This window comes from Amycolatopsis sp. NPDC005232 (assembly GCF_040607795.1).
Lineage (GTDB): Bacteria > Actinomycetota > Actinomycetes > Mycobacteriales > Pseudonocardiaceae > Amycolatopsis.
The window spans coordinates 699036-721307 of record NZ_JBEXHL010000001.1 but is presented as its reverse complement, the minus strand read 5'-3'; the positions used below and the strand labels follow the sequence as shown (position 1 = coordinate 721307).

General features: G+C 70.2%; 24 protein-coding genes and 1 pseudogene. 13 read left to right on the top strand and 12 right to left on the bottom strand.

Going from position 1 to position 22272, the window contains the following annotated elements; genetic code table 11:
- Position 1 precedes the first annotated feature (1 nt).
- Genes ABZU76_RS03545 through ABZU76_RS03530 form a run of 4 tightly spaced genes read right to left on the bottom strand, consistent with a single transcriptional unit; the run spans position 2 to position 3367 of the window.
- Complete coding sequence (locus tag ABZU76_RS03545) at positions 2-892, bottom strand: ABC transporter substrate-binding protein (protein WP_354864621.1); 891 nt, start codon at positions 890-892, stop codon at positions 2-4.
- Positions 889-1587, bottom strand: a complete 699-nt coding sequence (locus ABZU76_RS03540) for an ABC transporter permease (RefSeq protein WP_354864619.1) — start codon at positions 1585-1587, stop codon at positions 889-891. Before ABZU76_RS03540 ends, ABZU76_RS03545 begins: the two co-directional genes overlap by 4 nt.
- Positions 1584-2279 (bottom strand): ABC transporter permease subunit, encoded by a 696-nt coding sequence (locus tag ABZU76_RS03535; RefSeq protein WP_354864617.1) that lies wholly within the window; start codon positions 2277-2279, stop codon positions 1584-1586. The genes ABZU76_RS03540 and ABZU76_RS03535 overlap by 4 nt, the downstream gene beginning before the upstream one ends.
- The gene (locus tag ABZU76_RS03530; protein WP_354864615.1) at positions 2279-3367 is read right to left on the bottom strand and encodes an ATP-binding cassette domain-containing protein; all 1089 of its coding nucleotides are present in this window, start codon (positions 3365-3367) and stop codon (positions 2279-2281) included. The genes ABZU76_RS03535 and ABZU76_RS03530 overlap by 1 nt, the downstream gene beginning before the upstream one ends.
- A 195-nt stretch (positions 3368-3562) precedes the next feature.
- On the opposite strand from ABZU76_RS03530, the gene ABZU76_RS03525 reads away from it, so the two are divergent.
- Positions 3563-4984, top strand: coding sequence for a bis-aminopropyl spermidine synthase family protein (locus ABZU76_RS03525; protein ID WP_354864613.1), 1422 nt, complete (start codon positions 3563-3565; stop codon positions 4982-4984).
- A gap of 18 nt (positions 4985-5002) precedes the next feature.
- Here the strand turns inward: ABZU76_RS03525 and ABZU76_RS03520 are convergent, their stop codons facing one another.
- From ABZU76_RS03520 to ABZU76_RS03510, 3 genes are all read right to left on the bottom strand, one after another.
- Positions 5003-5878: an LLM class F420-dependent oxidoreductase gene (locus tag ABZU76_RS03520; protein WP_354864610.1), complete on the bottom strand. Its 876-nt coding sequence runs from the start codon at positions 5876-5878 to the stop codon at positions 5003-5005.
- 45 nt (positions 5879-5923) lie between these two features.
- Complete coding sequence (locus ABZU76_RS03515) at positions 5924-6799, bottom strand: LLM class F420-dependent oxidoreductase (RefSeq protein ID WP_354864608.1); 876 nt, start codon at positions 6797-6799, stop codon at positions 5924-5926.
- An 88-nt stretch (positions 6800-6887) separates the two neighbouring features.
- Positions 6888-8078: an NADP-dependent malic enzyme gene (locus ABZU76_RS03510; RefSeq protein WP_354864606.1), complete on the bottom strand. Its 1191-nt coding sequence runs from the start codon at positions 8076-8078 to the stop codon at positions 6888-6890.
- 461 nt (positions 8079-8539) lie between these two features.
- Here ABZU76_RS03510 and rfbC point away from each other — a divergent pair, with 461 nt between their 5' ends.
- The 3 genes from rfbC (at position 8540) to ABZU76_RS03495 (ending at position 10069) form a co-directional block, all read left to right on the top strand.
- Positions 8540-9148: a dTDP-4-dehydrorhamnose 3,5-epimerase gene (gene rfbC, locus ABZU76_RS03505; protein WP_354864604.1), complete on the top strand. Its 609-nt coding sequence runs from the start codon at positions 8540-8542 to the stop codon at positions 9146-9148.
- A gap of 67 nt (positions 9149-9215) precedes the next feature.
- Positions 9216-9629: an SRPBCC family protein gene (locus tag ABZU76_RS03500; protein ID WP_354864602.1), complete on the top strand. Its 414-nt coding sequence runs from the start codon at positions 9216-9218 to the stop codon at positions 9627-9629.
- Positions 9626-10069: a MarR family winged helix-turn-helix transcriptional regulator gene (locus ABZU76_RS03495; RefSeq protein ID WP_220244006.1), complete on the top strand. Its 444-nt coding sequence runs from the start codon at positions 9626-9628 to the stop codon at positions 10067-10069. The genes ABZU76_RS03500 and ABZU76_RS03495 overlap by 4 nt, the downstream gene beginning before the upstream one ends.
- 4 nt (positions 10070-10073) lie before the next feature.
- Here ABZU76_RS03495 and ABZU76_RS03490 read toward each other — a convergent pair.
- A pseudogene (locus ABZU76_RS03490) lies at positions 10074-11477 on the bottom strand (GMC oxidoreductase); the annotation flags it as partial.
- A gap of 11 nt (positions 11478-11488) precedes the next feature.
- Entirely contained in the window at positions 11489-11995 is a 507-nt protein-coding gene (locus ABZU76_RS03485) for a hotdog fold domain-containing protein (RefSeq protein WP_354864600.1), read from the bottom strand.
- A gap of 86 nt (positions 11996-12081) precedes the next feature.
- On the opposite strand from ABZU76_RS03485, the gene ABZU76_RS03480 reads away from it, so the two are divergent.
- Both ABZU76_RS03480 and ABZU76_RS03475 read left to right on the top strand, forming a co-directional pair.
- Positions 12082-12672 (top strand): acid phosphatase, encoded by a 591-nt coding sequence (locus tag ABZU76_RS03480; protein ID WP_354864598.1) that lies wholly within the window; start codon positions 12082-12084, stop codon positions 12670-12672.
- Between the two features lie 4 nt (positions 12673-12676).
- Entirely contained in the window at positions 12677-13159 is a 483-nt protein-coding gene (locus ABZU76_RS03475) for a GNAT family N-acetyltransferase (RefSeq protein ID WP_354864596.1), read from the top strand.
- Between the two features lie 3 nt (positions 13160-13162).
- Here ABZU76_RS03475 and ABZU76_RS03470 read toward each other — a convergent pair whose 3' ends face one another.
- On the bottom strand, positions 13163-13645 hold the full coding sequence (locus ABZU76_RS03470; RefSeq protein ID WP_220244009.1) for a hypothetical protein: 483 nt from the start codon (positions 13643-13645) through the stop codon (positions 13163-13165).
- Positions 13646-13994: 349 nt separating this feature from the next.
- On the opposite strand from ABZU76_RS03470, the gene ABZU76_RS03465 reads away from it, so the two are divergent.
- The 6 genes from ABZU76_RS03465 to ABZU76_RS03440 all read left to right on the top strand — a co-directional run bounded on the left by ABZU76_RS03465 (position 13995) and on the right by ABZU76_RS03440 (position 18728).
- Positions 13995-14921 carry a diacylglycerol kinase family protein gene (locus ABZU76_RS03465; protein ID WP_354864593.1) on the top strand — a complete coding sequence of 309 codons (927 nt, stop codon included), beginning with the start codon at positions 13995-13997 and terminating at the stop codon, positions 14919-14921.
- Between the two features lie 274 nt (positions 14922-15195).
- Entirely contained in the window at positions 15196-15450 is a 255-nt protein-coding gene (locus tag ABZU76_RS03460) for a WhiB family transcriptional regulator (RefSeq protein WP_220247091.1), read from the top strand.
- A gap of 542 nt (positions 15451-15992) precedes the next feature.
- Positions 15993-16376, top strand: a complete 384-nt coding sequence (locus ABZU76_RS03455) for a PadR family transcriptional regulator (protein ID WP_354864591.1) — start codon at positions 15993-15995, stop codon at positions 16374-16376.
- The gene (locus tag ABZU76_RS03450) at positions 16373-17332 is read left to right on the top strand and encodes a permease prefix domain 1-containing protein (RefSeq protein ID WP_354864589.1); all 960 of its coding nucleotides are present in this window, start codon (positions 16373-16375) and stop codon (positions 17330-17332) included. The genes ABZU76_RS03455 and ABZU76_RS03450 overlap by 4 nt, the downstream gene beginning before the upstream one ends.
- Positions 17329-18006 (top strand): VC0807 family protein, encoded by a 678-nt coding sequence (locus ABZU76_RS03445; protein WP_220244013.1) that lies wholly within the window; start codon positions 17329-17331, stop codon positions 18004-18006. Before ABZU76_RS03450 ends, ABZU76_RS03445 begins: the two co-directional genes overlap by 4 nt.
- A complete protein-coding gene (locus ABZU76_RS03440) occupies positions 18003-18728 on the top strand; it encodes an SDR family oxidoreductase (RefSeq protein ID WP_354864587.1) in 726 nt (241 codons plus the stop codon). Before ABZU76_RS03445 ends, ABZU76_RS03440 begins: the two co-directional genes overlap by 4 nt.
- Here the strand turns inward: ABZU76_RS03440 and ABZU76_RS03435 are convergent.
- The gene (locus ABZU76_RS03435) at positions 18715-19416 is read right to left on the bottom strand and encodes a MerR family transcriptional regulator (protein WP_354864771.1); all 702 of its coding nucleotides are present in this window, start codon (positions 19414-19416) and stop codon (positions 18715-18717) included. The two genes, ABZU76_RS03440 and ABZU76_RS03435, sit on opposite strands and share 14 nt — an antisense overlap.
- 113 nt (positions 19417-19529) lie before the next feature.
- Here ABZU76_RS03435 and ABZU76_RS03430 point away from each other — a divergent pair, with 113 nt between their 5' ends.
- Positions 19530-20744 (top strand): erythromycin esterase family protein, encoded by a 1215-nt coding sequence (locus ABZU76_RS03430; protein ID WP_354864585.1) that lies wholly within the window; start codon positions 19530-19532, stop codon positions 20742-20744.
- Here the strand turns inward: ABZU76_RS03430 and ABZU76_RS03425 are convergent.
- Entirely contained in the window at positions 20741-22261 is a 1521-nt protein-coding gene (locus ABZU76_RS03425) for a histidine kinase N-terminal domain-containing protein (protein ID WP_354864583.1), read from the bottom strand. The genes ABZU76_RS03430 and ABZU76_RS03425 overlap by 4 nt on opposite strands.
- Positions 22262-22272 lie beyond the last annotated feature (11 nt).

The following is a 22272-nucleotide window of genomic DNA, read 5'->3' as shown; positions in this document are numbered from 1 at the left end:
CTCAAGCCTTCAAGTGGTTGCGCGCCAGGAAGTCGTCGGCGATGTCCAGTGGGTTGCGCTTCTCGTCGGTGAACTGGACGTTCAGCTCGGTCAGCTGGTCGGTCGTCAGGGCGGCCGAGACGCGGTTGAGGGCGGCGACCTCGGCCGGTGACAGCGTCCCGCGGGCGACGAGCGGCACGATGTTCTGCGCCGGGAACATGTTCTTGTCGTCGTCCAGCGGGACGAAGCCGTTGGACTTGATCGTCGACGACGTGCTGAACAGGTCGGCCACCTGAACCTCGCCGGACTTCAGCGCGGCCACGGTGACGGGGCCGCCGGTGTCGGTGGTGCGGATCTCCTTGAAGGAGCAGCCGTACAGCTGTTGGATGCGGTCCTTCCACCTGCTGCTCCACTGGCCCGGCCCGCCCATCACCAGCTCGCCGCAGCGCCGGCCAAGGTCCGAGAACGTGCGGACGCCGGAGGCCGCCAGTTCGGGGCGCACCACGAGCAAGTCCTTGTCCTGCGCCGGAGCCTGGTCGAGGACCTCGAACCCGGCCGGCAGCTTCTGCTTGAGCTGCGCGTACACATCGTCCGAAGTGGTCGCCTGTGTGTCCTTGTCGAAGTAGCGCAGGAGGTTGCCGCTGTAGTCGGGCACCACCGAAAGGGACTTGTCCTGCAGGGCCTTCACCACGACCTCGCGGCTGCCGACCGGCGGGCGCACCGTCACGTTCCGGGCACCGGCGTCGCGCAGCGCGCCGGCGTAGATCTGGGCCAGCAGGAGGCTTTCGCCGACGTCGGACGCGCCGATGATGATGTCGCCCGTCGTGCCGCCCTCGCCGCCGCCGGCGAGCGGGTTGCCGCAACCCGAAACAACCAAGGCCAACGACACCAAGACCAGACCCCAGCGCCTCACGCCACACCTCCCGCCGCCGCGGCCGAGCCGGTGCTCGCCTGCGTGGCGAGCCGGACGCCCTTCGGCACGAGTGCGCGCTGCACCGCGGCGAGCACCAGGTCGAACGCGATCGCCAGCAACGCCGTGAGGATGGCGCCCGCGACGACCTCCGTGTAGTCGAGGATGGCCAGCCCGTCGAGCAGGAACCGGCCGAGGCCGCCGAGCCCGACGTACGCGGCGACCGCCGCCGTCGCGATCAGCTGCAGCACGGCGTTGCGGATCCCGCCCAGCACCAGCGGCAACGCGATCGGCAGCTCGACCTTCCACAGCTGCTGCCAGCCCGTCATGCCGATGCCCTCCGCGGCGTCGACCACGTCGTGCTCGGCCGCTTGCAGGCCCGCGTAAGTGCCGGCCAGCACGGGCGGGATCGCCAGCACCACGAGGCCGATGATCGTGGCCGTGGTGCTCTCGGTGAAGAGCAGGAACAGGAACGTGACGAGCCCCAGCGTCGGCAGCGCGCGGATCGCGTTGCCCGCGCCCACCAACACCACGGCGCCGCGGCCGGTGTGCCCGACCCACAGGCCGAGCGGGAACGCGATCACGACGGCGATGACCAGCGCGAGCAGCACGTAGCCGAGGTGCTCGCCCAAGCGCGTGGCGATGCCGTCCGGACCCTGCCAGTTGGCGGCCGTGGTGAACCAGTCGAAGACGTTCACGCCGCAGCCTCCGCCAGCACGGGCGCGCGGCCGGTTCGCTCCCACGGGGTCAGGACGTTGCGCAGCTGCACGAGCACCACGTCGACGACCAGGGCCAGCAGCAGCGTGAGCACGATGCCGACCACGATCGGCGAGAAGTACTCGCGCTGGAAGCCGTCGGTGAACAGCACGCCCAGCCCGCCGGTGCCGATCAGCGCGCCGACGCTCACAAGGCTGATGTTGCTCACCGACGCCACGCGCACGCCCGCGGCGAGCACCGGCACCGAAAGCGGCAGCTCCACGCCGAGGAAGCGCCGCGGCGCCCGGTAGCCGATGGCGGTGGCGGCGGCGATGATGTGCGACGGCACGGCCTCGAGCGCGTCCAGCACCGGGCGTACGAGCAAAGCCGCGGTGTAGATCGTGAGCGCGACGATCACGTTGATGCTGTCGAGGATCTTCGACCCGATCAGGCCCGGGATCACCACGAACAGCGCCAGCGACGGGATCGTGTACAGCAGGTTCGCCACCACCAGCAGCACACTGCGCACCGGCTGCCAGCGGTGCCCGAGCCAGCCCAGCACGATGGCGAGCACGATCCCGATCACCAGCGGCACCAGCGCGAGGTAGATGTGCTCGCCCAGGTCACCGAGGATCTCGCCGCGGTTGTTCGCGCTGCCCAGGTAGCGCCCGAGCTCGGCGAAGAAGCCGCCCATCAAGACGCCTGCGGAGTGGCCTCGATCACGTCCAGGACCTGGCGGGCCAGGACCGTGCCCACCACGCGGTGATCCTCGTCCACGACCACGCCGAGGCTGGCGGGCGACGACAGGGCGGCGTCGAGCGCGCCGCGGATCGGCGTGCCCTGCACATAGAGGGATCCGCCGGCCACGATGTCGCCCTCCGCGAGCTCACCGTCCACAGTGGAGTTCGGCGGCAGCCAGCCGCGGGGCTGCTTGTCGGAGTTCACGACGAGCTGCCAGCTCTTCGACGGCTCCGGCAGCTTCGTGCCGAGCTCCACGACGTCCACAGGGGACACCTCGACGCCGCTGGCGGACACGAAGGACAGACCGCGGTAGCCGCGGTCGCGGCCGACGAACGACGCCACGAAGTCGTCCACCGGGTGGCGCAGCACGTCGGACGGGGTGCCGTACTGGGCGAGCACGCCGCCCACGCGCAGCACCGCGATCTTGTCGCCGAGCCGCACGGCCTCGTCGATGTCGTGCGTGACGAACACGATGGTCTTGCCCAGCTGTGACTGCAGCCGCAGCAGCTCGTCCTGCAGCTCCTCGCGCACGATCGGGTCGACGGCCGAGAACGGCTCGTCCATCAGCAGCACCGGCGAGTCGGCCGCGAGCGCCCGGGCCACGCCCACGCGCTGCTGCTGGCCGCCCGAGAGCTGCGCCGGATACCGCTTGCCCAGCTCCTTCGGCAGGCCGACGGTCTCCAGCAGCTCGGCCGCGCGGGCGCGGGCCTTGCGCTTGTCCCAGCCGGACAGCAGCGGCACGGTCGCGATGTTGTCGAGCACCGTCCTGTGTGGAAAGAGGCCGGCGTGCTGGATCACGTAACCGATGCCGCGGCGCAGCAGTGCGGGGTCGCCCTCGCTCACGTCCTTGCCGTCGAGCAGCACGGCACCCGACGTGGGCTCCACCATGCGGTTGATCATGCGCAGCGACGTGGTCTTTCCGCAGCCCGAAGGGCCGACGAGCACGGTGATGGTGCCGTCGTCGACGGTGAGCGAGAGTCCGTTCACCGCCACCGTGCCGTCCGGATAGCGTTTGGTCACATCGCGGAACTCGATCGTCACGGACTTCTCCCCACGTCAGATGCAGATCGACCGTAGCCCACTCGGCGGGCCTTGGCAGCCTTTCCCGCCCAGTGGCCCCTTACCGATCCGGCCAATACAAGGCGGGTACCCCACCGGACGTGACCGCGTCTGACGACCATTCCCGCCGTGGCTGTGGCCGGATTGGTAACGAGCAGCACAGTAGGCTTGTCCCCTGTGACCGCTCTCGACGACCTCCTGACCGCGCACGGCGCCGGCGTACGCCCGCTGTACGAGGTGATCGACATGCTCCGCACGGGTCCCCGCGAGCTGGCCGACCTGGTGCGCCTGGCCGCGGCGCCCCGGCGCAGTGTCGAGGACGTGCTGGCCGCGCTGGAGCGTGATCTGGAGCGTTCCGCCGCGGGTGTCCGGATCGCACCCGAGGCGCTGCCCGAGTACGAGGCGTACCGCCTGCCGCGGTTGCCCGATCCGCTCGACGGCGCCGTGGCCGCGCATTCCGAGCTGCTCGCGTCGATTTCGGGCTGGGTCGCCGGTGTGCCGGCGCCACTCGCCGCTCTCGACCACGTGCAGGCGACGCCCGAGACGGTGCTGCGGCGTGCTTTGTGGCTCAACGCCCGCTACGACCTGCGCCGCTCCCACCTGCTCTTCCTCGGCGACCACGACCTGACCTCGCTGGCCGTGCACGCCGTGTGCCCCGAGGCCGAGCTGACCGTGGTGGACCTCGACGAGCGCGTTCTGTCCTACCTGGACTCCACGAGCGACCGGAAGGTCGCCACCGCGCACGCCGACCTGCGGGTCGGCCTGCCGCCCGCCGTGACGGGCCGCGCGGACCTCGTCTTCAGTGATCCGCCCTACACCCCGGACGGCATGGGGCTGTTCGCCGCTCGCGCCGTGCAGGCGCTGCGCGAGCCGACCGAGGGCCGCATCCTGCTGGCCTACGGCTACAGCCCCCGCCACCCCGCACTCGGCGCCCAGGTGCAGCGTTCGCTGGCGACGCTCGGGCTCACGTTCGAGGCGATCCTGCCCGACTTCAACCGCTACGACGGCGCCCAGGCCATCGGCGCCGCCGCCGACCTCTACGTCTGCCAGCCCACCGCGAAGGCCCGCAAAACGGGCCGGGGCAAGGGAAAATCGGCGATCTACACGCATGGGCCGCAGTCCGTGGAGGCCACCGGCACGAAGCCGACGCTGCTGTCCGCGTTGCGCGACATCGCCTCCGAAGGCGGTCTGGCCCTTGAAACCCGGCCCGTCGACTGGTCGATGTCCGCGCCCGAGGGTGACGCCGTCGCCATGGACCTCACCGCGGACCCCGGCCCGTGGCTGCTGCGCACCCTGCTCGGCACCAACGCCCGCCGCCTGGCCCTGCTCGTGCCCAACAACCACCCGGACCTCGCCGACGCGGCCTCGCAGGCGGCACTCACCGACCTCATGGCCGGCAAGTACCGCCTGCGGTTCCTGCGCAGCACACCGGACAACCGCCACGCCGTGGTCACCGCGGACATGGTCGACGACCCGTCGGAGGTCCTGACGCGGGCCCACGCGCGGCTGGCGAACGTCGCGCTCGACGTGCCGGGCGAACTGGTGGACCTCCGGCTGGTCGACGTGCCGCGGCACCGGCTGGTGGAATTGCTGCGCTGAAGCCGGGACCGCGGTGGCTCAGAACAGCTCCGCGGCCAGTGCCTTGTAGACACTGAAGACCTCGTCGTCGTAGACCTGCAGTTCGACGTCCGGAATGGCCGGGTGGGTGGCGTGGCGGGTGGTGATCACCTGGATGGCGACGTGGTTCGCGCCCTGATTGTGGTGTTCGCCGAGCTGCCCGGCGATCGCGGCCGCGTCGCCGTGGGCGACGACGGCGTCGACGAGGCGGTCGCTGCCGTCGCCTGTCAGGTCTTCGTCGGTGAAGCCCAATCGACGCAGGTTGGTGGTGTAGTTGGTCAGGCCCAGGTACGGGTGCTTGATGCGCGGCCGCGCCGTGTCACGGGCGCGAGCCGGGTCCGTGTCGAGCACCACCTTCTGCTCGGGCGCCAGCAGCGCGGAAGGGCCGAGCGCCGCACGCGAAAGCCGCGTGTGCGACGGCGGCACGAGGTAGGGCACCGACCCGCCCGCGCGCGAAGCCGTGAGCTCCAGCATCTTCGGCCCCAGCGCGGCGATCGCGCGGCCCTCCACCGGAACGCCGCCCTCATCGAGGCCGTCGAGGTAGCTCTTCATCGCGGCGAGCGGCTTGGTGAACTCCCGCGTCTGCTCCGGGTGCCCCGCGCCGATGCCGAGCCAGAACCGGCCGGGGAACCGCGAAACGAGCCGGTGGTACGCCTTCGCGGCAACGGCGGGGTCACCGTGCCAGATGTTGAGGATGCTCGTGCCGACCACGAGCGTCGAGGTGGCTTCGAGGAGTTCGTCGAGGCCCGCGAGGTCGGTTGGTGGGCCGGCGGCCCACAACGTGGAGAAGCCGAGCTGCTCGATCTCCTTCGCCATCGCCGGGGTGGTCAGAGCGGCCGGTTGCCAGACGCCGTAGGCGCCGAGGTCGATCGTCATGCCCACAGCGTGGCGACAGAAAAATGGACCGGCAAGTCCAGAAGGTCAAAAGAGCTCGGCCGCCAGCGCCCGGTAGACGGCCAGGATCTCGTCGTCGTAGCTCGGCAGCTCGATCCCGGGGAAGTCGGGATGCTCGACGGTCGCGCCGGTGATCACCTGGATCGCGACGTGGTTCGCGCCTGCCGCCAGGTGCTCGCCGAGGCGGGCCGAGATGGTGGCCGCGTCGCCGTGCGCCACGAGGGAGTCGAGCAGCCGGTCGCTGCCGTCCCCGGAGAGGTCCTCGTCGGTGAAGCCCAGGCGGCGCAGGCTGTTGGTGTAGTTGGCCAGCTTGAGGTACGCCGCCGTGACCCGCGGCCGGGCCGTCTCGCGCGCCCGCGCCGGGTCCGGGTCCAGCAGCACCTTCTGCTCGGGCGCCAGCAGGAGCGAGGGACCGAGGGCCTCACGGGCGAGCCGCGTGTGCTCGGGCGTCACGAGGTACGGCACAGCGCCGCCCGTGCGCGAAGCCGCGAGCTCCAGCATCTTCGGACCCAGCGCCGCGAGACCACGACCTTCCACGGGCACGCCCGCGGCGTCGAGGCCGTCGAGGTACGCCTTGGTCGCCGCCAGCGGCTTGGCGAACTGCTGCGTCTGCTCGCGGTGCCCCACACCGAGCCCGAGCCAGAACCGGCCCGGGAACCGCGTGCTGATCCGGTGGTACGCGGCAGCGGCGATGGCCGGGTCGCCGTACCAGATGTTGAGGATGTCCGTGGCGACGACGAGCGTCGACGTCGCCTCAAGCAGCTCGTCGATGCCCGCCAGGTCGACCGGCATGGCCGCCACCCACAGCGTGGTGAAGCCGAGCGCCTCGATCTCCTTGGCCATGTCGGGAGTGGTCAGGGCGCCGATCTGGAAGATGCCGTACTGACCGAGTTCGATCTTCATCACCTCAGCATGGCCCGGAAAAATTGGACCGGCGAGTCCAAAAAAGAGGCTCCTCACCATAGAGGAGCCCCTTTTCGGCAGGAAGAACTCAGCCGGTCACACCGTCGGCAACCGCGGCCTTGGCGACGGCCGCCGCGACCTCAGGGGCGACGCGCGGGTCGAGCGGGCTCGGCACGATGCGGTCGGGGCCGAGGTCGTCGGTCGCGACGGAGACGATGGCGTCGGCCGCGGCCAGCTTCATGTTCTCGGTGATCGCGCGCGCACCGGCGTCGAGGGCGCCGCGGAAGACGCCGGGGAACGCCAGGACGTTGTTGATCTGGTTCGGGAAGTCACTGCGCCCGGTGGCGACGATCGCGGCGTAGCGCGCCGCGTCGGCCGGGTGCACCTCCGGGTCCGGATTGGACAGTGCGAACACGATCGGGTCGTCGGCCATCGAGCCGAGCAGCTCGGGGTCGATCGTCGCGCTGGACAGGCCGAGGAACACGTCGGCGCCCTTCAGCGCGGCTTCGAGACCGCCGGTGAGACCGGAGGAGTTGGTCGTCGTGGCCAGCTGCTGCTTGATCGGGTTCAGACCTTCGCGTCCCGAGTGGATGATGCCGCGCGAGTCGAGCACCGTGACGTCGCCGACACCGGCCTCCTGCAGGATCTTCGCGCAGGCCACACCCGCCGCGCCCGCACCCGAGATGACCACGCGCTGGTCGGCGATCGCGCGGTCCAGCACCAGGTTCGCCCCGCGCAGCGCCGCGAGCGTGACGATCGCGGTGCCGTGCTGGTCGTCGTGCATGACCGGGCAATCGAGCGCGGCCTTGAGCTTGTCCTCCAGCTCGAAGCACCGCGGCGCCGAGACGTCCTCCAGGTTCACCGCGCCGAACGACGGGCGAAGGCGCACCAGCGTCTCCACGATCTCGTCGACATCGGTGGTGTCGAGCACCAGCGGGATCGAGTCGAGGCCGCCGAACGTCTTGAACAGCACCGACTTGCCCTCCATGACGGGCAGCGACGCGCTCGCGCCGATGTCGCCGAGGCCGAGCACCGCCGTGCCGTCGCTGACGACCACCACGAGACGGTCGGCCCAGGTGTACCGCTTCGCCTGGGCGGCGTCCTCGGCGATCGCGCGGCTCACCTTCGCCACGCCGGGCGTGTAGGCGATCGAGAGGTCGCGCGGGTCGGAGATGGGCCGGGTGGCCGCCACGGAGAGCTTGCCGCCCTCGTGCCCGGCGAAGATCTCGGCGTCCGTCACCGGCGCGGCGGTGGCGGCCGTGCTGGCCTGGTCGGTCATCGGGGTTCCTGTCGTCGTTTCCGGCGTTCGCCCCTCGGCGATCGCGGAACTCGCGGGGTGGATCTGCGTCACTGAATCACTCCTGGGACTGCGAGCGGGGGACCACTGGCAGCGGGCGAAGGCGCACCCGCGCACCCTTGGAACTTGTCCTCCGGACGGCAGCCCAGCGCGGTAGCGCCGGCCTGTCTGCGAGGCGTCACAGCGGCCATCCGATCCGTGGGGTGTGGCTGATGGCCGCGGACGCTGCGGTCTCCCAATCATGACAGCAGCTCCTCCGGAGGCGAACCCTCGGTGCGGCTCATGTCACAGATTCCGCCGACTTCTCGAGGAAAACCACCGAAAATCCCCTATTCCCAAGACGTCCGTCCGGTTTTGTAGAATGGTTCCGAACCGATTCAGTGACCACGGCGGACCGCGGCCACCCGCATTTCGCGCCGCGCGGCACTCGATAAGGTGAGCGCATGCAATTCCGCCCGCTGAAGGTCGCCGACGCCTACGAGTTCACCCCCCGCGCGTTCCCCGACGAGCGCGGACTCTTCGTGGCGCCGTTCCAGGAAGAGGCGCTGCTGAGCGCCACCGGGCACCCGATGCGCATGGGCCAGACCAACCACAGCGTCTCCCGCCGCGGCACCATCCGCGGCGTGCACTTCGCCGACGTACCGCCGGGCCAGGCGAAATACGTCTACTGCCCCGCCGGCTCCCTGCTCGACGTGATCGTCGACGTACGCACCGGCTCCCCCACCTTCGGCCAGTGGGACTCCGTCCTGCTCGACGCCAAGGACTTCCGCGCCGTGTACGTCGCCGAGGGCCTAGGCCACGCGTTCGTGGCGCTCGAGGACAACACGGCGATGGCGTACCTGTGCTCGGAGCCGTACAACCCGTCGGGCGAGCACGGCATCAGCCCGCTCGACCCCGCGCTCGACCTGCCGTGGCCCGCCGATCTGACGCCGATCGTGTCCGAAAAGGACCGTTCCGCCCCGACGCTGGCGGAGGCCGAGGCACAGGGGCTGCTGCCGTCATACGCGGATTGCACGGCCTACTACGAGAAGCTGCGCTCGGCTCACCACTGAGTTCCGGCCGACCCGCGGCCGGTTCTCGCTGTTGTGCTTTTAATATGCGCGCATATAGTATGCCCGCATGCCACTGTACGAGTACGAGCACACCGAGACCACCACCGCGCCCGCGTCCGCCGTCTGGCCACTGTGGACGGACACGGCGCGCTGGCCCGAATGGGACGCGGGCCTGCGGGAAGTCGTGCTGGACGGCCCGTTCGAGACGGGCACCAGCGGCACCATGACGATGCCGGACCTGCCGCCGATCTCGTTCACGCTCACCGCCGTCGACGACGGCCGCGGGTTCACCGACGAGACCCGGCTGCCCGACGCCACACTCGTCTTCGAGCACTGGCTGGAGGACGCCGAAGACGGCACGCGCATCGTCTACCGCGTGACGGTGGACGGACCACCGGAGCTGGGCCCGGCCGTCACCGAGGACACCCCGGACGCCGTGCGCGCACTGGCGCGGCTGGCCGAGGCATCCTTGCGGGCATGACCGCTCCGGAGTCCCGCCTGCCCGGTCCCGACGAGAGCCCCGGCTTCCTGCTGTGGCGCGTCACGCTGGCCTGGCAACGCGTGATGCGTGCCGCGCTGGCGCCGCACGACCTCACGCACGTCCAGTTCGTGCTGCTCACCACCACGTGGTGGCTCACGCGCTCCGGCGAGCCGCCCACGCAGCGGCAGCTCGCCGAGCAGGCCGGCACGGACACGATGATGACCAGCCAGGTCGTGCGCAAGCTCGCGGACCGCGGCCTGCTCACGCGCGCCGACGATCCGGCCGACGCGCGCGCGAAGCGGGTGCAGCTCACCGAAGCCGGCTCGGCGCTCGTCGCGAAAGCGTTGCACGACGTCGAAGACGCCGACGCGCGGTTCTTCGGCGGGCTCGGCGAGCGGACCGGTGGGTTCGTGTCCGCGCTGGCCGAACTCGGGACGTGAGAGCTCAGACCACGTCCTCCGCCAGCACCCGTTCGACGTTGCGCTCGGCCAGGGCCGTGATCGTGACGAACGGGTTCACGCCCGTGCTGCCCGGGATGAGCGAGCCGTCCGTCACGTAGAGGCTGCGATAGCCCTTCACGCGCCCGTAGTCGTCCGTCGCGTCGCCGAGGACGAGGCCGCCGAGGGGGTGATAGGTGAACCGGTTCTCGAACGGGCGGGTGTCGCCGAAGAGGTCGTAGCGGTAGATGGTGACGTTGGCCGCGTTGATCTTGTCGAACATCGCCTTCGCCGCGTCGATCGACGGCTGGCCTTGCGCGGCGGTCCACTGCAGTTTCGCCGAATCCGAAGCCACATCGTAGGTGAAGTACCCACGTTCCGGGTTCTTCGTGATCGCCAGGTACAGGCTCACCCACGTCTCGAGCCCGGCCGGTACGGGCGCGATCTCCGCGAAGACCGGGTGCACGGGGTCGTTCCAGTTGTCGATGCCGAGCGCGGGCATGCCGGACTGCAAGCTGCCGGTGGTGTCCCAGATGTGATTGGCGCGCCCGAGCATCACGTTGCCGTTGGTGCCCCAGCCCTGGCCCACGGCGTCAGGCAAGTCCGGCAGGCGGCCGGTTTCCCTTGCCCGCAACAACAGTTCGGTGGAACCGACGCTGCCGGCGCCGAGGAAAAGGTGCTTCGTGCTCACGTGTTTGGTGGCCACGACCGCGCCGTACGGGTCGATTTCGCGCACCACCAGCGTGTACGTGCCGTCGGGTTGCTGGATGATTTCGCGGACCTCGTGCAGCGTCTGGATCGTCACGTGCCCGGTGCCCAGCGCGGCCGCGAGGTAGGACTTGTCGAGCGAACGCTTGCCGTGGTTGTTGCCGTAGATCACTTCCGACGCGAGCGCGGAGCGTTCGACGGTGCCGGCCTCTTCCTGCTCCAAGTAACAGAAGTCGTAAACGCTGGGCACGAAAGTCGTCGTGAAACCGGCTTTCTGCGCGGCTTTCCGCGAAACGCGCGCGTATTGGTAGGAGCGGCAGGTCTCGAACCACTGCTCGTCCACGGAGTTCACGCCAAGTCCGGCCCGCGCGCGGGAAGTACTTGCCGTACATCTCGTCGGCGCCCACCCGCGGCAGGATTTCCTCGAAGTACGAACGTTTCGGCGTCACGGCCATCGCGCCGTTGACCAGCGAGCCGCCGCCGACGCCGCGGCCGAGTACACGGACATGTCGCCGTAGTTCACGCGGTCGAGCACCCCGGCGTACGGCTTGATGTCGTGGTTGGCGATGTCGAGCCACAGGAACGACGCGAGCGGCGCCTGTGTGCGGTTCTTGAACCACATCGAGCGCTGGTCGGGGTTCAGCATCTCGCAGAAAACCTTGCCGTCAGGTCCAGGATCGTGCCAGAGCTGCCCCAGGTAAACGGTGTTAAGTTTCACCCGGCCGGGTCAATTCGCGAGTGACCCCGATCGCTGTTTTTCCGCGTGACCCAGATGGTGATGGTCGCCGTGACGACGGTCGTCCCGCGCGCGTCGAGGATCCGCACCGGCACCGGGAGGTCGAACCCCTCGTCGCCGAACTCGGGCAGCTCCATCAGTTCGGCGACGGCGTGCAGGCCCGTGGTCGCCTTGGCGAGGTACCGCACGTCCATCCCCTTGGGCAGCCAGCGGTGCGACGGCGGCACGGTCGCCTCCGCGAGCATGCCCATCGCGATCTCCGCGAGGTTGCACGCGGCGATCGCGTGAAAGGTCCGGATGTGGTTGTGGACACCCCACCACTTCGGCGCGGTGACCGAACAGTGCCCCGGACGCAGCTGCCGCACCGACGGCAGCACGGTCCCGAAATAGGGCACGCGCAGGCACATCGCCGCGGAAAACAGCTGCTTACCGCCCGGTTTGCCGGCCAGCCGGCGCCACAGCGCGTACGTCGGATTCATGCCCATCGCCGCCTCTCCTGCTACCTACTCACGAGTAGACAAGCATGGCGCACGACCTGCCCGCAAACGGAGCCAGGGCTATATTCGGGCTCGTGGCACATCGGCTTTTCCTCCTCAGACACGGGCAGACCGAGTGGTCCGTCAACGGCAGGCACACCGGGCGCACCGACATCCCGCTCACGGCGGCGGGTGAGGACCAGGCACGCGCGGCGGGCGGCACCCTGCGCACCCTGCTCGGCGGCCCCAAACTCGTGATCTCCAGTCCGCGCGAACGCGCGAAGCGCACGGCCGAGCTCGCGGGCCTGCGCGTGGACGAGATCACCGAAGACCTCGCCGAATGGGATTACGGCGACTACGAAGGCCTCACCACGCCGAAGATCCGCGAATCCGATCCGGGCTGGACGGTGTGGACGCACGCGATCCCGGGCGGTGAGAGCGCCGCCGACGTGGCCGCGCGCGCCGACAAGGTGCTCGACCGGGCGCGCCGCGAGATCGACAACGGCGACGTGGTCCTGGTGGGCCACGGGCACTTCAGCCGCGTGCTCGTGGCGCGCTGGGTGCGCCTGTCCTCGACGGCGGGTGTCCACTTCGGACTCGACCCGGCCGGCATCGCGGTGCTCGGCGACGAACGCGGCGAGCCGCAGGTCGAACACCTCAACCTGCTGCCCGCGCTGGAAGGCTGACCGAGTGTCCGACCCGAGAGTGCGGCGGATCCGCCCCGAAGACGTCGACGCCGTCGTCGAACTGGTCTACGCGCTGGCCGAGTTCGAGCGCATGCCCGAAGAGTGCCACCTGGAAGCGCCGCAGCTGCACAAGGCGTTGTTCGGTCCCGCGCCGGCGTTGTTCGGCCATGTGGCGGAGGTCGACGGCCGCGTCGCCGGGTTCACGCTGTGGTTCCTGAGCTTCTCCACCTGGCGCGGCGTGCACGGCATCTACCTGGAAGACCTGTACGTCCGCCAGGAGCTGCGCGGCTCAGGGCTCGGCAAGGCGCTGCTGGCGGCGCTGGCCGCAGAATGTGTCGAGCAGGGTTACGAGCGGCTGGAGTGGGCGGTGCTGAACTGGAACCCGGCCGTCGGGTTCTACCGGGCACTCGGCGCACTGCCGCAGGACGAGTGGACCACCTACCGGCTCACGGACGCGCCGCTGAAGGCGCTGGCCGCCGAAAGCTGACCGTCAATCCTCGTCGTGGCGCTCGCGTTCCTCGCGGCGCCCGGCGAGGCCACCGCGTTCGGCTGCTTCTTCCTCTGTCTCGCCTTCGCGCAGGCCGAGCGCCCACGCGCGGGCCGGGCGGCGGAAGAGCAGCACCAGCGCCGCGAGGCCGCACACGCCGATCGGCACACCCCAGGCCGGCTGGCCGGACGGGCCGAGCACGTACCAGCCGATGCCCATGAGCAGCAGCGCGACCACGACACCGGGCGAGCGCGCCCACTGCCGGCCGAGGACCAGCCCCGCCGAGGCGGCCAGGAACGCGATCGCCAGCACCGCGTAGGTGCCGAACTCGGCCCAGATGTTGTTGCCCGGCTGCGAAGGTTCCTGCAGGCCGCGCACGAGGATCACGACGCCCAGCACCAGGAGCCCGAGACCGGGCAGCGCGGTGAGGATCCCGGCCAGCCGGACCTCGAACGGGGTGGGCGGCTGGTTCTCGTCGAGCGACACGGGTGCGGCCTTCCAAGCTGCTTTGCGGGAGCACAGCGACCCGACCTGCACGGGTCACGGTGGGTGAGCGGTTTCGATCGTATGCCACCCGGTCGGCCGTTTTCGCGGGGCGCCGGGCACGTGAAAATCGGGGTTGTCGTCGATGAGCGGGCGGTCGGCCCGGGTGCACTTGTCACGACGAGCGGATGTTCGCCGTACGCAAGGGAGGATCGCCCGCCACAGGGTCACCGGACGCAGTACTGGCGCACTCCTTCGGTGCATCTGGAGCACCGTTCCCCGTGTTGAGCTTCGCGTCACCTTGTGCCGTCGAAGGTTCTCCGCCCGGGCGAACGTCACCTACGGTGGGGAAGTGCGCGCCATCCTCGTCGTGAACCCCCAGGCCACCTCGACCACTGCCGGTGGCCGGGATGTGCTGGCGCACGCGCTGGCCAGCCAGGTGAAGCTCGACGTCGTCGAGACGGACTACCGCGGCCACGCGATGGCCGTGGCGCGCTCGGCGGCCCGCGACGGTTTCGACCTGGTCGTGGCCCACGGCGGCGACGGCACGGTCAACGAGGTCGTCAACGGTCTCCTCGCGGACTCCACCGGCGACCCGGGCCGGCTCGGGTCCGTCCCGATGCTCGGCGTGGTGCCCGGCGGCTCGGCCAACGTGTTCGCGCGCGCCCTCGGCCTCCCCGTCGATCCCGTCGAAGCCACGCACCAGCTGCTGAACGCGCTGGAGAACGACCGGCGCCGCCGCATCGGGCTCGGGCTCGCCGACGGGCACTGGTTCACCTTCAACGCCGGGCTCGGCTGGGACGCCGACGTTGTGGGCCGCGTCGCGAAACGGCGGGGCAAGGAAACGAGCGCCGCGCTCTATCTACGCGCTTCAGTGGGCTCTTACTTCCGGCCGCCGATGGGCCGGCCCGCCCTCACTGTGCGGATCCCGGGCGAGGAACCCGCCGAGGTGGTGACCGCGTTCGTGTCCAACACCGATCCGTGGACCTACCTGGGTGATCGCGCCGTCCACCTCAACTCGGGTTGCTCGTTCGAGACGGGATTGGGCCTGTTCGCGTTGAACGGTCTGCGGTTGCCCACCGTGTTCACGCATGTACGCCAAGCTTTGCTCACGAAGAGCGACCAGCACGGGCGTCGTCTGATGCGCCGCGACGACGTGCCGATGATTCGCATCGACGCAGCTGAACCGGTGAACTTCCAGGTCGACGGGGACCTCGTCGGGCAGCGGACGCGGGTGGAATTCCACAGTGTGCAGGATGCACTCACAGTAATCGTGTGACGGTGCGACCACTGATCGCCTGCGGCAAAGTGCATCTTGCCGCTCGTCGACCCAGAACCTCCGCTCACCGCATCGCGCTTCCGCCGGGCGGTCTGTTTCGGACAGAAACCGCAGGTCAGAGGCGTCGCTCGGCCGGGTGAGCTGACTCACCGATCTTCGGGAAACCCTTGTCGAACGCGGTGCTTCGTGAAAGCATTCACAAGCACCCAAAAACACGACCGCCATGACGACTGTGGCGCGGCCCTCCCGCGCCACTATGAAGGAGCTCACGAACATGGACTGGCGCCACGACGCGTCCTGCCGAGACGAGGACCCCGAGCTGTTCTTCCCGGTGGGAACCAGCGGTCCGGCTCTGCTGCAGGTCTCCGAGGCGAAGGCCGTGTGCCACCGCTGCACCGTCGCTTCCGACTGCTTGGCCTGGGCTCTTGCCAGTGGCCAGGACGCCGGCGTGTGGGGCGGCATGAGCGAGGACGAGCGACGCGCGCTCAAGCGCCGCCGTACGCAGATCGGCACGCGTACCATCGCCTGAGCCTTGAAGGCTCAGAAGCACCAACCCTGAACTGGAAAAGTCGCAGGGGGCATCTTGTGTCCCCTCCGCCTGCGACTTGGGGCGATACCCATCCGGTTTAAGCGTAACAACCGAGGTGAAACCACCCGCACCCGGGTGCACTGCACCTCACCAGGACTGAACAAGTCCTCCCGCGGAACGTCGTGAGGGCCGGTACCGATTCGTTCGGTACCGGCCCTTCGGCGTGTCCGGGGTTAATTCGGCGTCGCCCTCTTCCATGCCGCCGACCCAGTCGCCCGCCGGCCGTCCGTTGTGGACCGACCTCCGCGGCCGATTGCCCTGGGGTAGAAGATCTTTCGCGTTTGACGCGTCTTGCCGCCGGCGTGAGCTCCCTCCGCCGGCCGCGTTCCCGATGAACGACTACCCGTCGGTTGAACGTTTGCCGAACGACTCCTGAACGCGACGCGACCCCAGCCTGCGTGGCACCCCCTCTCGCACACCCTGACGCCTCGCACAGCATTGCCATTTGACGATACTGTGTCTCACACACTATCGTGGCAAGCGTGAAAGACACCGACTTGCTGGACGCGCATCGGCAGGAGCTGTGGCGAGGGACAGTCGTGCTGGCGAGCCTGCTGGCGCTGCAGAAGCCCGGGTACGGCTACGGACTGCTCGACGCACTGGAGCGCGCGGGGGTGCCCGCGCCGGCCAACACGCTGTACCCGCTGTTGCGCCGCCTGGAGGGTCAGGGGCTGCTGACCAGCGAGTGGGACACCTCGGGCACCCGGCCGCGGAAGTTCTACCGCACCAGCCGCGACGGGCTGCGGCTCGCGCGGGCGCTGCAGAAGGAGTGGCGGGCCATCGACACCTCGCTGAGCCTGCTGGACACCGAAGCGGACCCGGAGACGAAAACCGAAGAAGACACCGAACTGGGGGAACAACCATGAGCACCACGCTCACCGACCGATATGTGGCCGCCGCCGTGCGGCACGTCTCGGGCAAGCACCGCGGCGAGATCGACCGCGAGCTGCGGGCCGCGATCGCCGACGACGTCGACGCACGGGTCTCGCTCGGGGAAAGCCCGGGCCAGGCCGAGTACGCGGCGCTGGCCGAGCTCGGCGACCCGGCGCAGCTGGCGACTCGGTACGCCGACAAGGCGACCGCGCTGATCGGACCGGCCACCTACCCGGACTACGCCCGGGCGGTACGCCTGCTGAGCGCGACCGTCCTGCCCATCACCTACGTCGTGAACGGGATCGGGCACTGGGTGCGCGGCGAAAACGTTGCGGCGGCGATCTTTTCGCCGCTGGGCGCCACGTTGACCGTCGCGATGTACCTGCTCGTCGCGATCACTGTCCTTTATGTACTCGTCGAGCGCTTCGGCAGCGAGCGCGGCCCCGGCGAACCCGACGAGGACTGGAAACCCGACCGGCTCCCGTTCTCCGACGCCACGGCGACCACGACGTGGAACGAAGTCGGCAGCGGCATCGTGCTGGCGGTCCTGCTGGTGGTGGCGCTGTTCGTGCAGCGTTCGGCCACGCTCGTGACAACGGCTTCCGGCGCGCGGGTGCCGGTGCTCGACCCCGCGTTGTGGGGGTTCTGGGTGCCGTTCTTCGTTGTCGTGCTGGTGCTTTCGCTCGCACTTGCGGTGGCGAACCTGCGGCTGGGCCGCTGGACGCTCGCGACGGCCGTCGCCGGCACTGTGCTCATCCTCGCGGCGACGGGACCGCTCGCGTACCTGTTCTTCGAGGCGCGCGTGCTCGATCCCGCGCTCGGCAGCGGCTTCGCCGAGACCGGCAGCTGGATCGGCTGGCTCGCGCTGGTCGTCCTGGCCGCCGTCACCGTCGCCGTGCTCGCCAAGACCTGGCGCCACCGCGACCGTCAGCGGATCGAGGTCCGATGACGACCACGCTCGCCCCTCCCGAAAAGCCCACCACTCCCCCGGAACTGCGCCGGGAGCTGATCGTCAACCTCGCCATCAACCTCGTCGCCCCGGCCGCGCTCTTCTACGGCCTGCGCGCGCTGGGCGTCAACCAGTGGCTGGCGCTGCTGGCGGGTGTCGTCCCACCGGCCGTGCGCGCCGTGCAGACGGTGGTCACGAAGCGGCGCGTGGACACGCTCGCGGTGTTCACATTGAGCATCCTGGTGCTGAGCGTCGCGACGTCGTTCCTGTCCGGCAGCCCGCGGTTCCTGCTGGCCAAGGACGGCTGGATGACCGCGGCCGCCGGGCTCTGGATGCTGGCGACGCTGCTGCGGACACCGTTCCTGTACCAGGTGCTGCGGTCGTTCCTCGGCCAGGAGGCGCGCGACCGCATGGAGCGCAACTGGCTCGGCTCGCCCACCTACCGCCACGTGCTGCGCGTGACCACCGCGATGTGGGGTGTGGTGCTCGTGCTCGACGCCGGGGTGCGCGTGGTGCTGGCGTACACGCTGTCCGTGGACCGGGTGCCGCTGATCAGCGGGCTGCAGTACGTGGCCGTGTACCTCGCGCTCGAGGTCGCCACGCGGGTCTACGCCCGTCGCAAGAGTGTCATCGCCGCCATCGCGGCCGAAGTCGGAGAGGAATCACCTGCATGACCGTCGTTCTGATCACCGGAGGTTCGAGCGGCATCGGTGCCGCCGTGGCGCGGCACTTCGCGGCCGAGGGCGCGCGGGTGGTGGTGGCCGACATCGACGAGGCTGCCGGCGCGGAGGTCGCCGCCGAGGTCGGGGGCCTGTTCGTGCGCACCGACGTCACGCGGCCCGAGGACAACGAAGCCGCCGTGGCCGCGGCGGTGGCCGAGTACGGCGGGCTCGACGTCGTGCACCTCAACGCCGGCACCGGCGGCGCGGGCGGCCTCGACGACTTCGACCTGGAGCGATATCGCCGCACGTTGGCGGTGAACGTCGACGGCACGATGTTCGGCCTGCGCGCCGCCGTCCCGGCGCTGCGCGCTCATGGCGGTGGCGCGATCGTGGTGACGTCCAGCCTCGCCGGCATCTCGCCGGCCACGTTCGACCCGGTGTACTCGGCGAGCAAGCACGCGATCATCGGCCTGGTGCGGTCACTGGCCCCGGCCTGTGCCGATTCGAGGATCACGCTCAACGCCGTGTGCCCGGGGTTCGTGGAGACGCGAATGATCGGCGGGCTCAAGGACACGCTCGTGGCGAACGGCTTGGCCGTGGCATCTCCGGCGGAAATCGCGTCCGCGGTCGCGACGATCGCCTCGGGTGAGGGCACCGGAGAGGCGTGGATGCTGCAGGCTGGTCGTGCTCCGGAACGCGTCGAGTTCCCGGTGGTCGAGCTCAGCCAGGCGTGACCGAATCGCGCAAGGTGAGGTAGGCGTCGAGCTGAGCGGCGCCGGCGAGCAGGGCGCGGCTGCGGGCGGTGAGCCGATGCTGCCAGGCGTCGAGGAAGGCGCTCAACGCGTCGGCCCCGCCCGCCTCGCGCAGTGACTCGAGGAACTGCGCGACCTGGCGCAGCAGGTAACCGCCACGGCGCAGCTGCCGGGCGATCTCGGCGTCGCGCACGCAGTCCGGGCCGTATTCGCGGTAACCGGTGGCCCGATCTCGTTCAGGACGCAGGATGCCCTCGGTTTCCCAGGCCCGCAGCGTCGCCGGGTGCACGTCGAGCCGACGCGCGAGCTCGCCGACGGTCAGCGGCGACCCGTGGAACGGTGCCGGTGCCGTGGACAGGGTGCCCAGGGCCGCCGCGACTTCAGTGCGGGTGTCGCGTTCGGCGAGCAGAGCGACGTGCGCGGCGTCGATGAGCCGGTAGGCGGATTCGGTGTCACCGCGGTGGATCAAGCGCATGATCTCCACTGCCGGCTGGTGCCCGTGGCCCGCGCGCACCGCGAGGAAGGCGCGCAGGGCCTGCGCGTGCAGCGGCGTGTAGCGGCGGTAGCCGGTGTCGCTGCGTTCGGTCGGCGGGAGCACGCCGGCGTCGTCGTAGTTGCGGACGGCTTGGGCGGACAACCCGTGCTCCCGCGCGAGGTCGATGGGCCGCAGGGTGAACCTCCGTTTGAGGCTTTCAGTGTTGGACTGCAGGTGGTTCGCATGAAAGTTTCACTCAATTCTTCAACGATACGGTCGAGGACAGGTTTCTCTGAAAGGGGTTTTCCATGTCCACTGCCACCACCCTGCGCGGGGCCGGCCGCGAAATCGGCGACGCGGCGAGCCTGGGCCACGCCGTCGACGACCTGCTCGCCGAGGCCAGGCCCGCGCTGCTCGCCCTCGGCGAGCCGACACACGGGATCCGAGCGTTTCCCTTGCTGCGCAACGAACTTCTCGCCCACCTCGTCGAGCGGGGCTATCGGTCGATTTCGCTGGAGACCGACGTTTTCGCCGCGTCCATCGTCAACGACTACGTGACCGGCGGCGCCGGTGACCTCGACGAGGTGCTGAAAACCGGCTTCAGCCACTGGTTCGGTCGTGTGCCGGGCAACCGAGAACTCGTCGAGTGGCTGCGCGAGCACAACGCCGGGCGCGCGCCCGAGGATCAGGTGCGGTTCCACGGCTTCGACGCGCCGACGGAGATCACCTCCGCGCCGAGCCCGCGGCGCGCGCTGACCGCCGTGATCGACTACCTGCCCACAGCGTTGCGGCCGGCCTCGATCCACGACCTGGACGCGTTGCTCGGCGCAGACGACGACTGGACGAACGCGCAGGCCATGTACGACGCGGCCGCGTCGATCGGCGGCTCCGACCGCGCCCGCGCGTTGCGCATCGTCGCCGACGACCTCGCGAGCGCCCTCCACCGCGCGGCGCCCGTGCTCCAGCCCGCCGATCCCCCCGGCTACGCGCTCACCGCCGCGTACGCACGCACCGCCGTGAGCCTGCTCCGCTACCACGCGGCGATGGCCTTCGCCGCGCCCGATCGGTTCGGGACCCTGCTCAGCCTGCGCGCCGAAATGATGGCCGCGAACCTGCTCGCGATGCTCTCGCAGGAGCGCGACCGCGGGCCCAGCCTGGTGTTCGCGCACAACGTGCACCTGCAGCGTGTGCCGTCCACCCTGCAGATGGGCCCGGAGGAGGCGACGTGGGGCAGCGCGGGCGCGCTCGTCGCGTTGACGCTGGGCGAGCGCTACGTCTTCGTCGCCACCGACGCCAACCCCCACGCGGAACCCGGCACGCTCCAGGGCGAGCTGGCCGCGGCCACCACCCGTCGCACGTTGTTCCCGGCGCAAGCCCTGCGCGGCGCGCTGCCCGCGTCGACCGGCACAGGCGAGCCGATCCTGCCCGGCCATCTCCCGCTGAGCCCGGCCCAGATCGACGGCGCCGACGCGGTCGTCTTCGTGGCCGACACCGACGGGCAGCGCGTCGAGTACTGGCGTTAGAGCCGGCGGGAGAGGGGGATGCGCAGCGCGGCCTCGGTGCCCGGCACGCGCGCGCCGGTGGAGTCCGTGCGCACCTTGCGCAGCGACAGGGACCCGCGCAGTTCCGACTCCACCAGCGTGCGCACGATCTGCAGGCCGAGGCCGTCGCTGCGTTCCAGCGAGAAGCCCGAAGGCAGGCCGCGGCCGTTGTCCCGGATGAGGACGTCGAGCCAGCGCGCCGAGCGTTCGACGATGATCTCGACCTTGCCCGGGCGGCCCTGCGGGAACGCGTGCTCGATGGCGTTCTGCACGAGCTCCGTGAGCACCATGACCAGCGGCGTCGCGATCTCGGCGATGACGATGCCGAACGAGCCCTTGCGCGTGAGCCCCACCTGCGACTCCGCGGTGGCGACCTCGCCGACCATCGGCAGGACGTTGTCGAGCAGCTTGTCGAGGTCCACGCGCTCGTCGACGGAGATCGACAGGGCCTCGTGGACCATCGCGATCGACGAGACGCGCCGCACGGACTCGCCGAGCGCGAGGCGGGCCTCTTCGCTCGTGGTGCGGCGCGACTGCAGCCGCAGCAGCGCCGCGACGGTCTGCAGGTTGTTCTTCACGCGGTGATGGATCTCGCGGATCGTCGCGTCCTTGGACAGCAGGGCGCGGTCGCGGCGCTTGACCTCGGTGACGTCGCGGACCAGCACGAGCGCGCCGGCCGCCTGGCCCGACGGGCGCAGCGGCAGCGCGCGGAACAGCACCACGGCGCCGCGCCGGGAATCGGCCTCCGTGCGGGTGGAGGGCTTGCCGTCGAGGGCCTCGATGATGCGGTGCGAAACCTCGGTGGCGTCGAACGGGTCGCGGATCAGCGACCGCGTCAACGGCGCCAGCCGCTGCCCCACCAGGTCGGACTCGTGGCCCATGCGGTGGTAGGCGGACAGGCCGTTGGGGCTGGCGAACACGACGGTGCCGCTCGGGTCGAGGCGGATGAGGCCGTCGCCGACGCGGGGGCTGGTGTGGGTGTCGGCCTGGTTGCCGCCCGGGGGCGGGAACGTGCCGTCGACGATCATCTGGCACAGGTCGCCCGCGCTGCCCAGGTACGCGATCTCCAGCGGGCTCGGCACGCGCGGCGCGGCCAGGTTCGTCTCGCGGCTGAGCACGGCGATCACCTCGCCGCCGAAGCTCACCGGCACGGCTTCGCGGCGCATCGGCAGGTCGCGGTACCAGTGCGGGTCTTCCTCGCGGCCGATCTTCCGCTCGCGCACGGCCTTCGCCAGCTCCGGGTGCTCGGCGACGGTGAACCGCGTGCCCACGACGTCCTCGGGGTGCGCGGTGGGCGCCGTGGTGGGCCTGGCGTGCGCGACGCACACGAAATCGCCGCCCTCGGGCTGCAGGTCCTTCGCGACGGGGACCCACAGCAGGAAATCGGCGAACGACAGATCGGCCAGCAGCTGCCACTCCGCGACGACGGTCTGCAGATGGTCGGCCGCCTCACCGGGGAGACCGGTGTTCTCGGCGAGCAGGTCGGAAAGGGTGGACACGAGCTACTCGA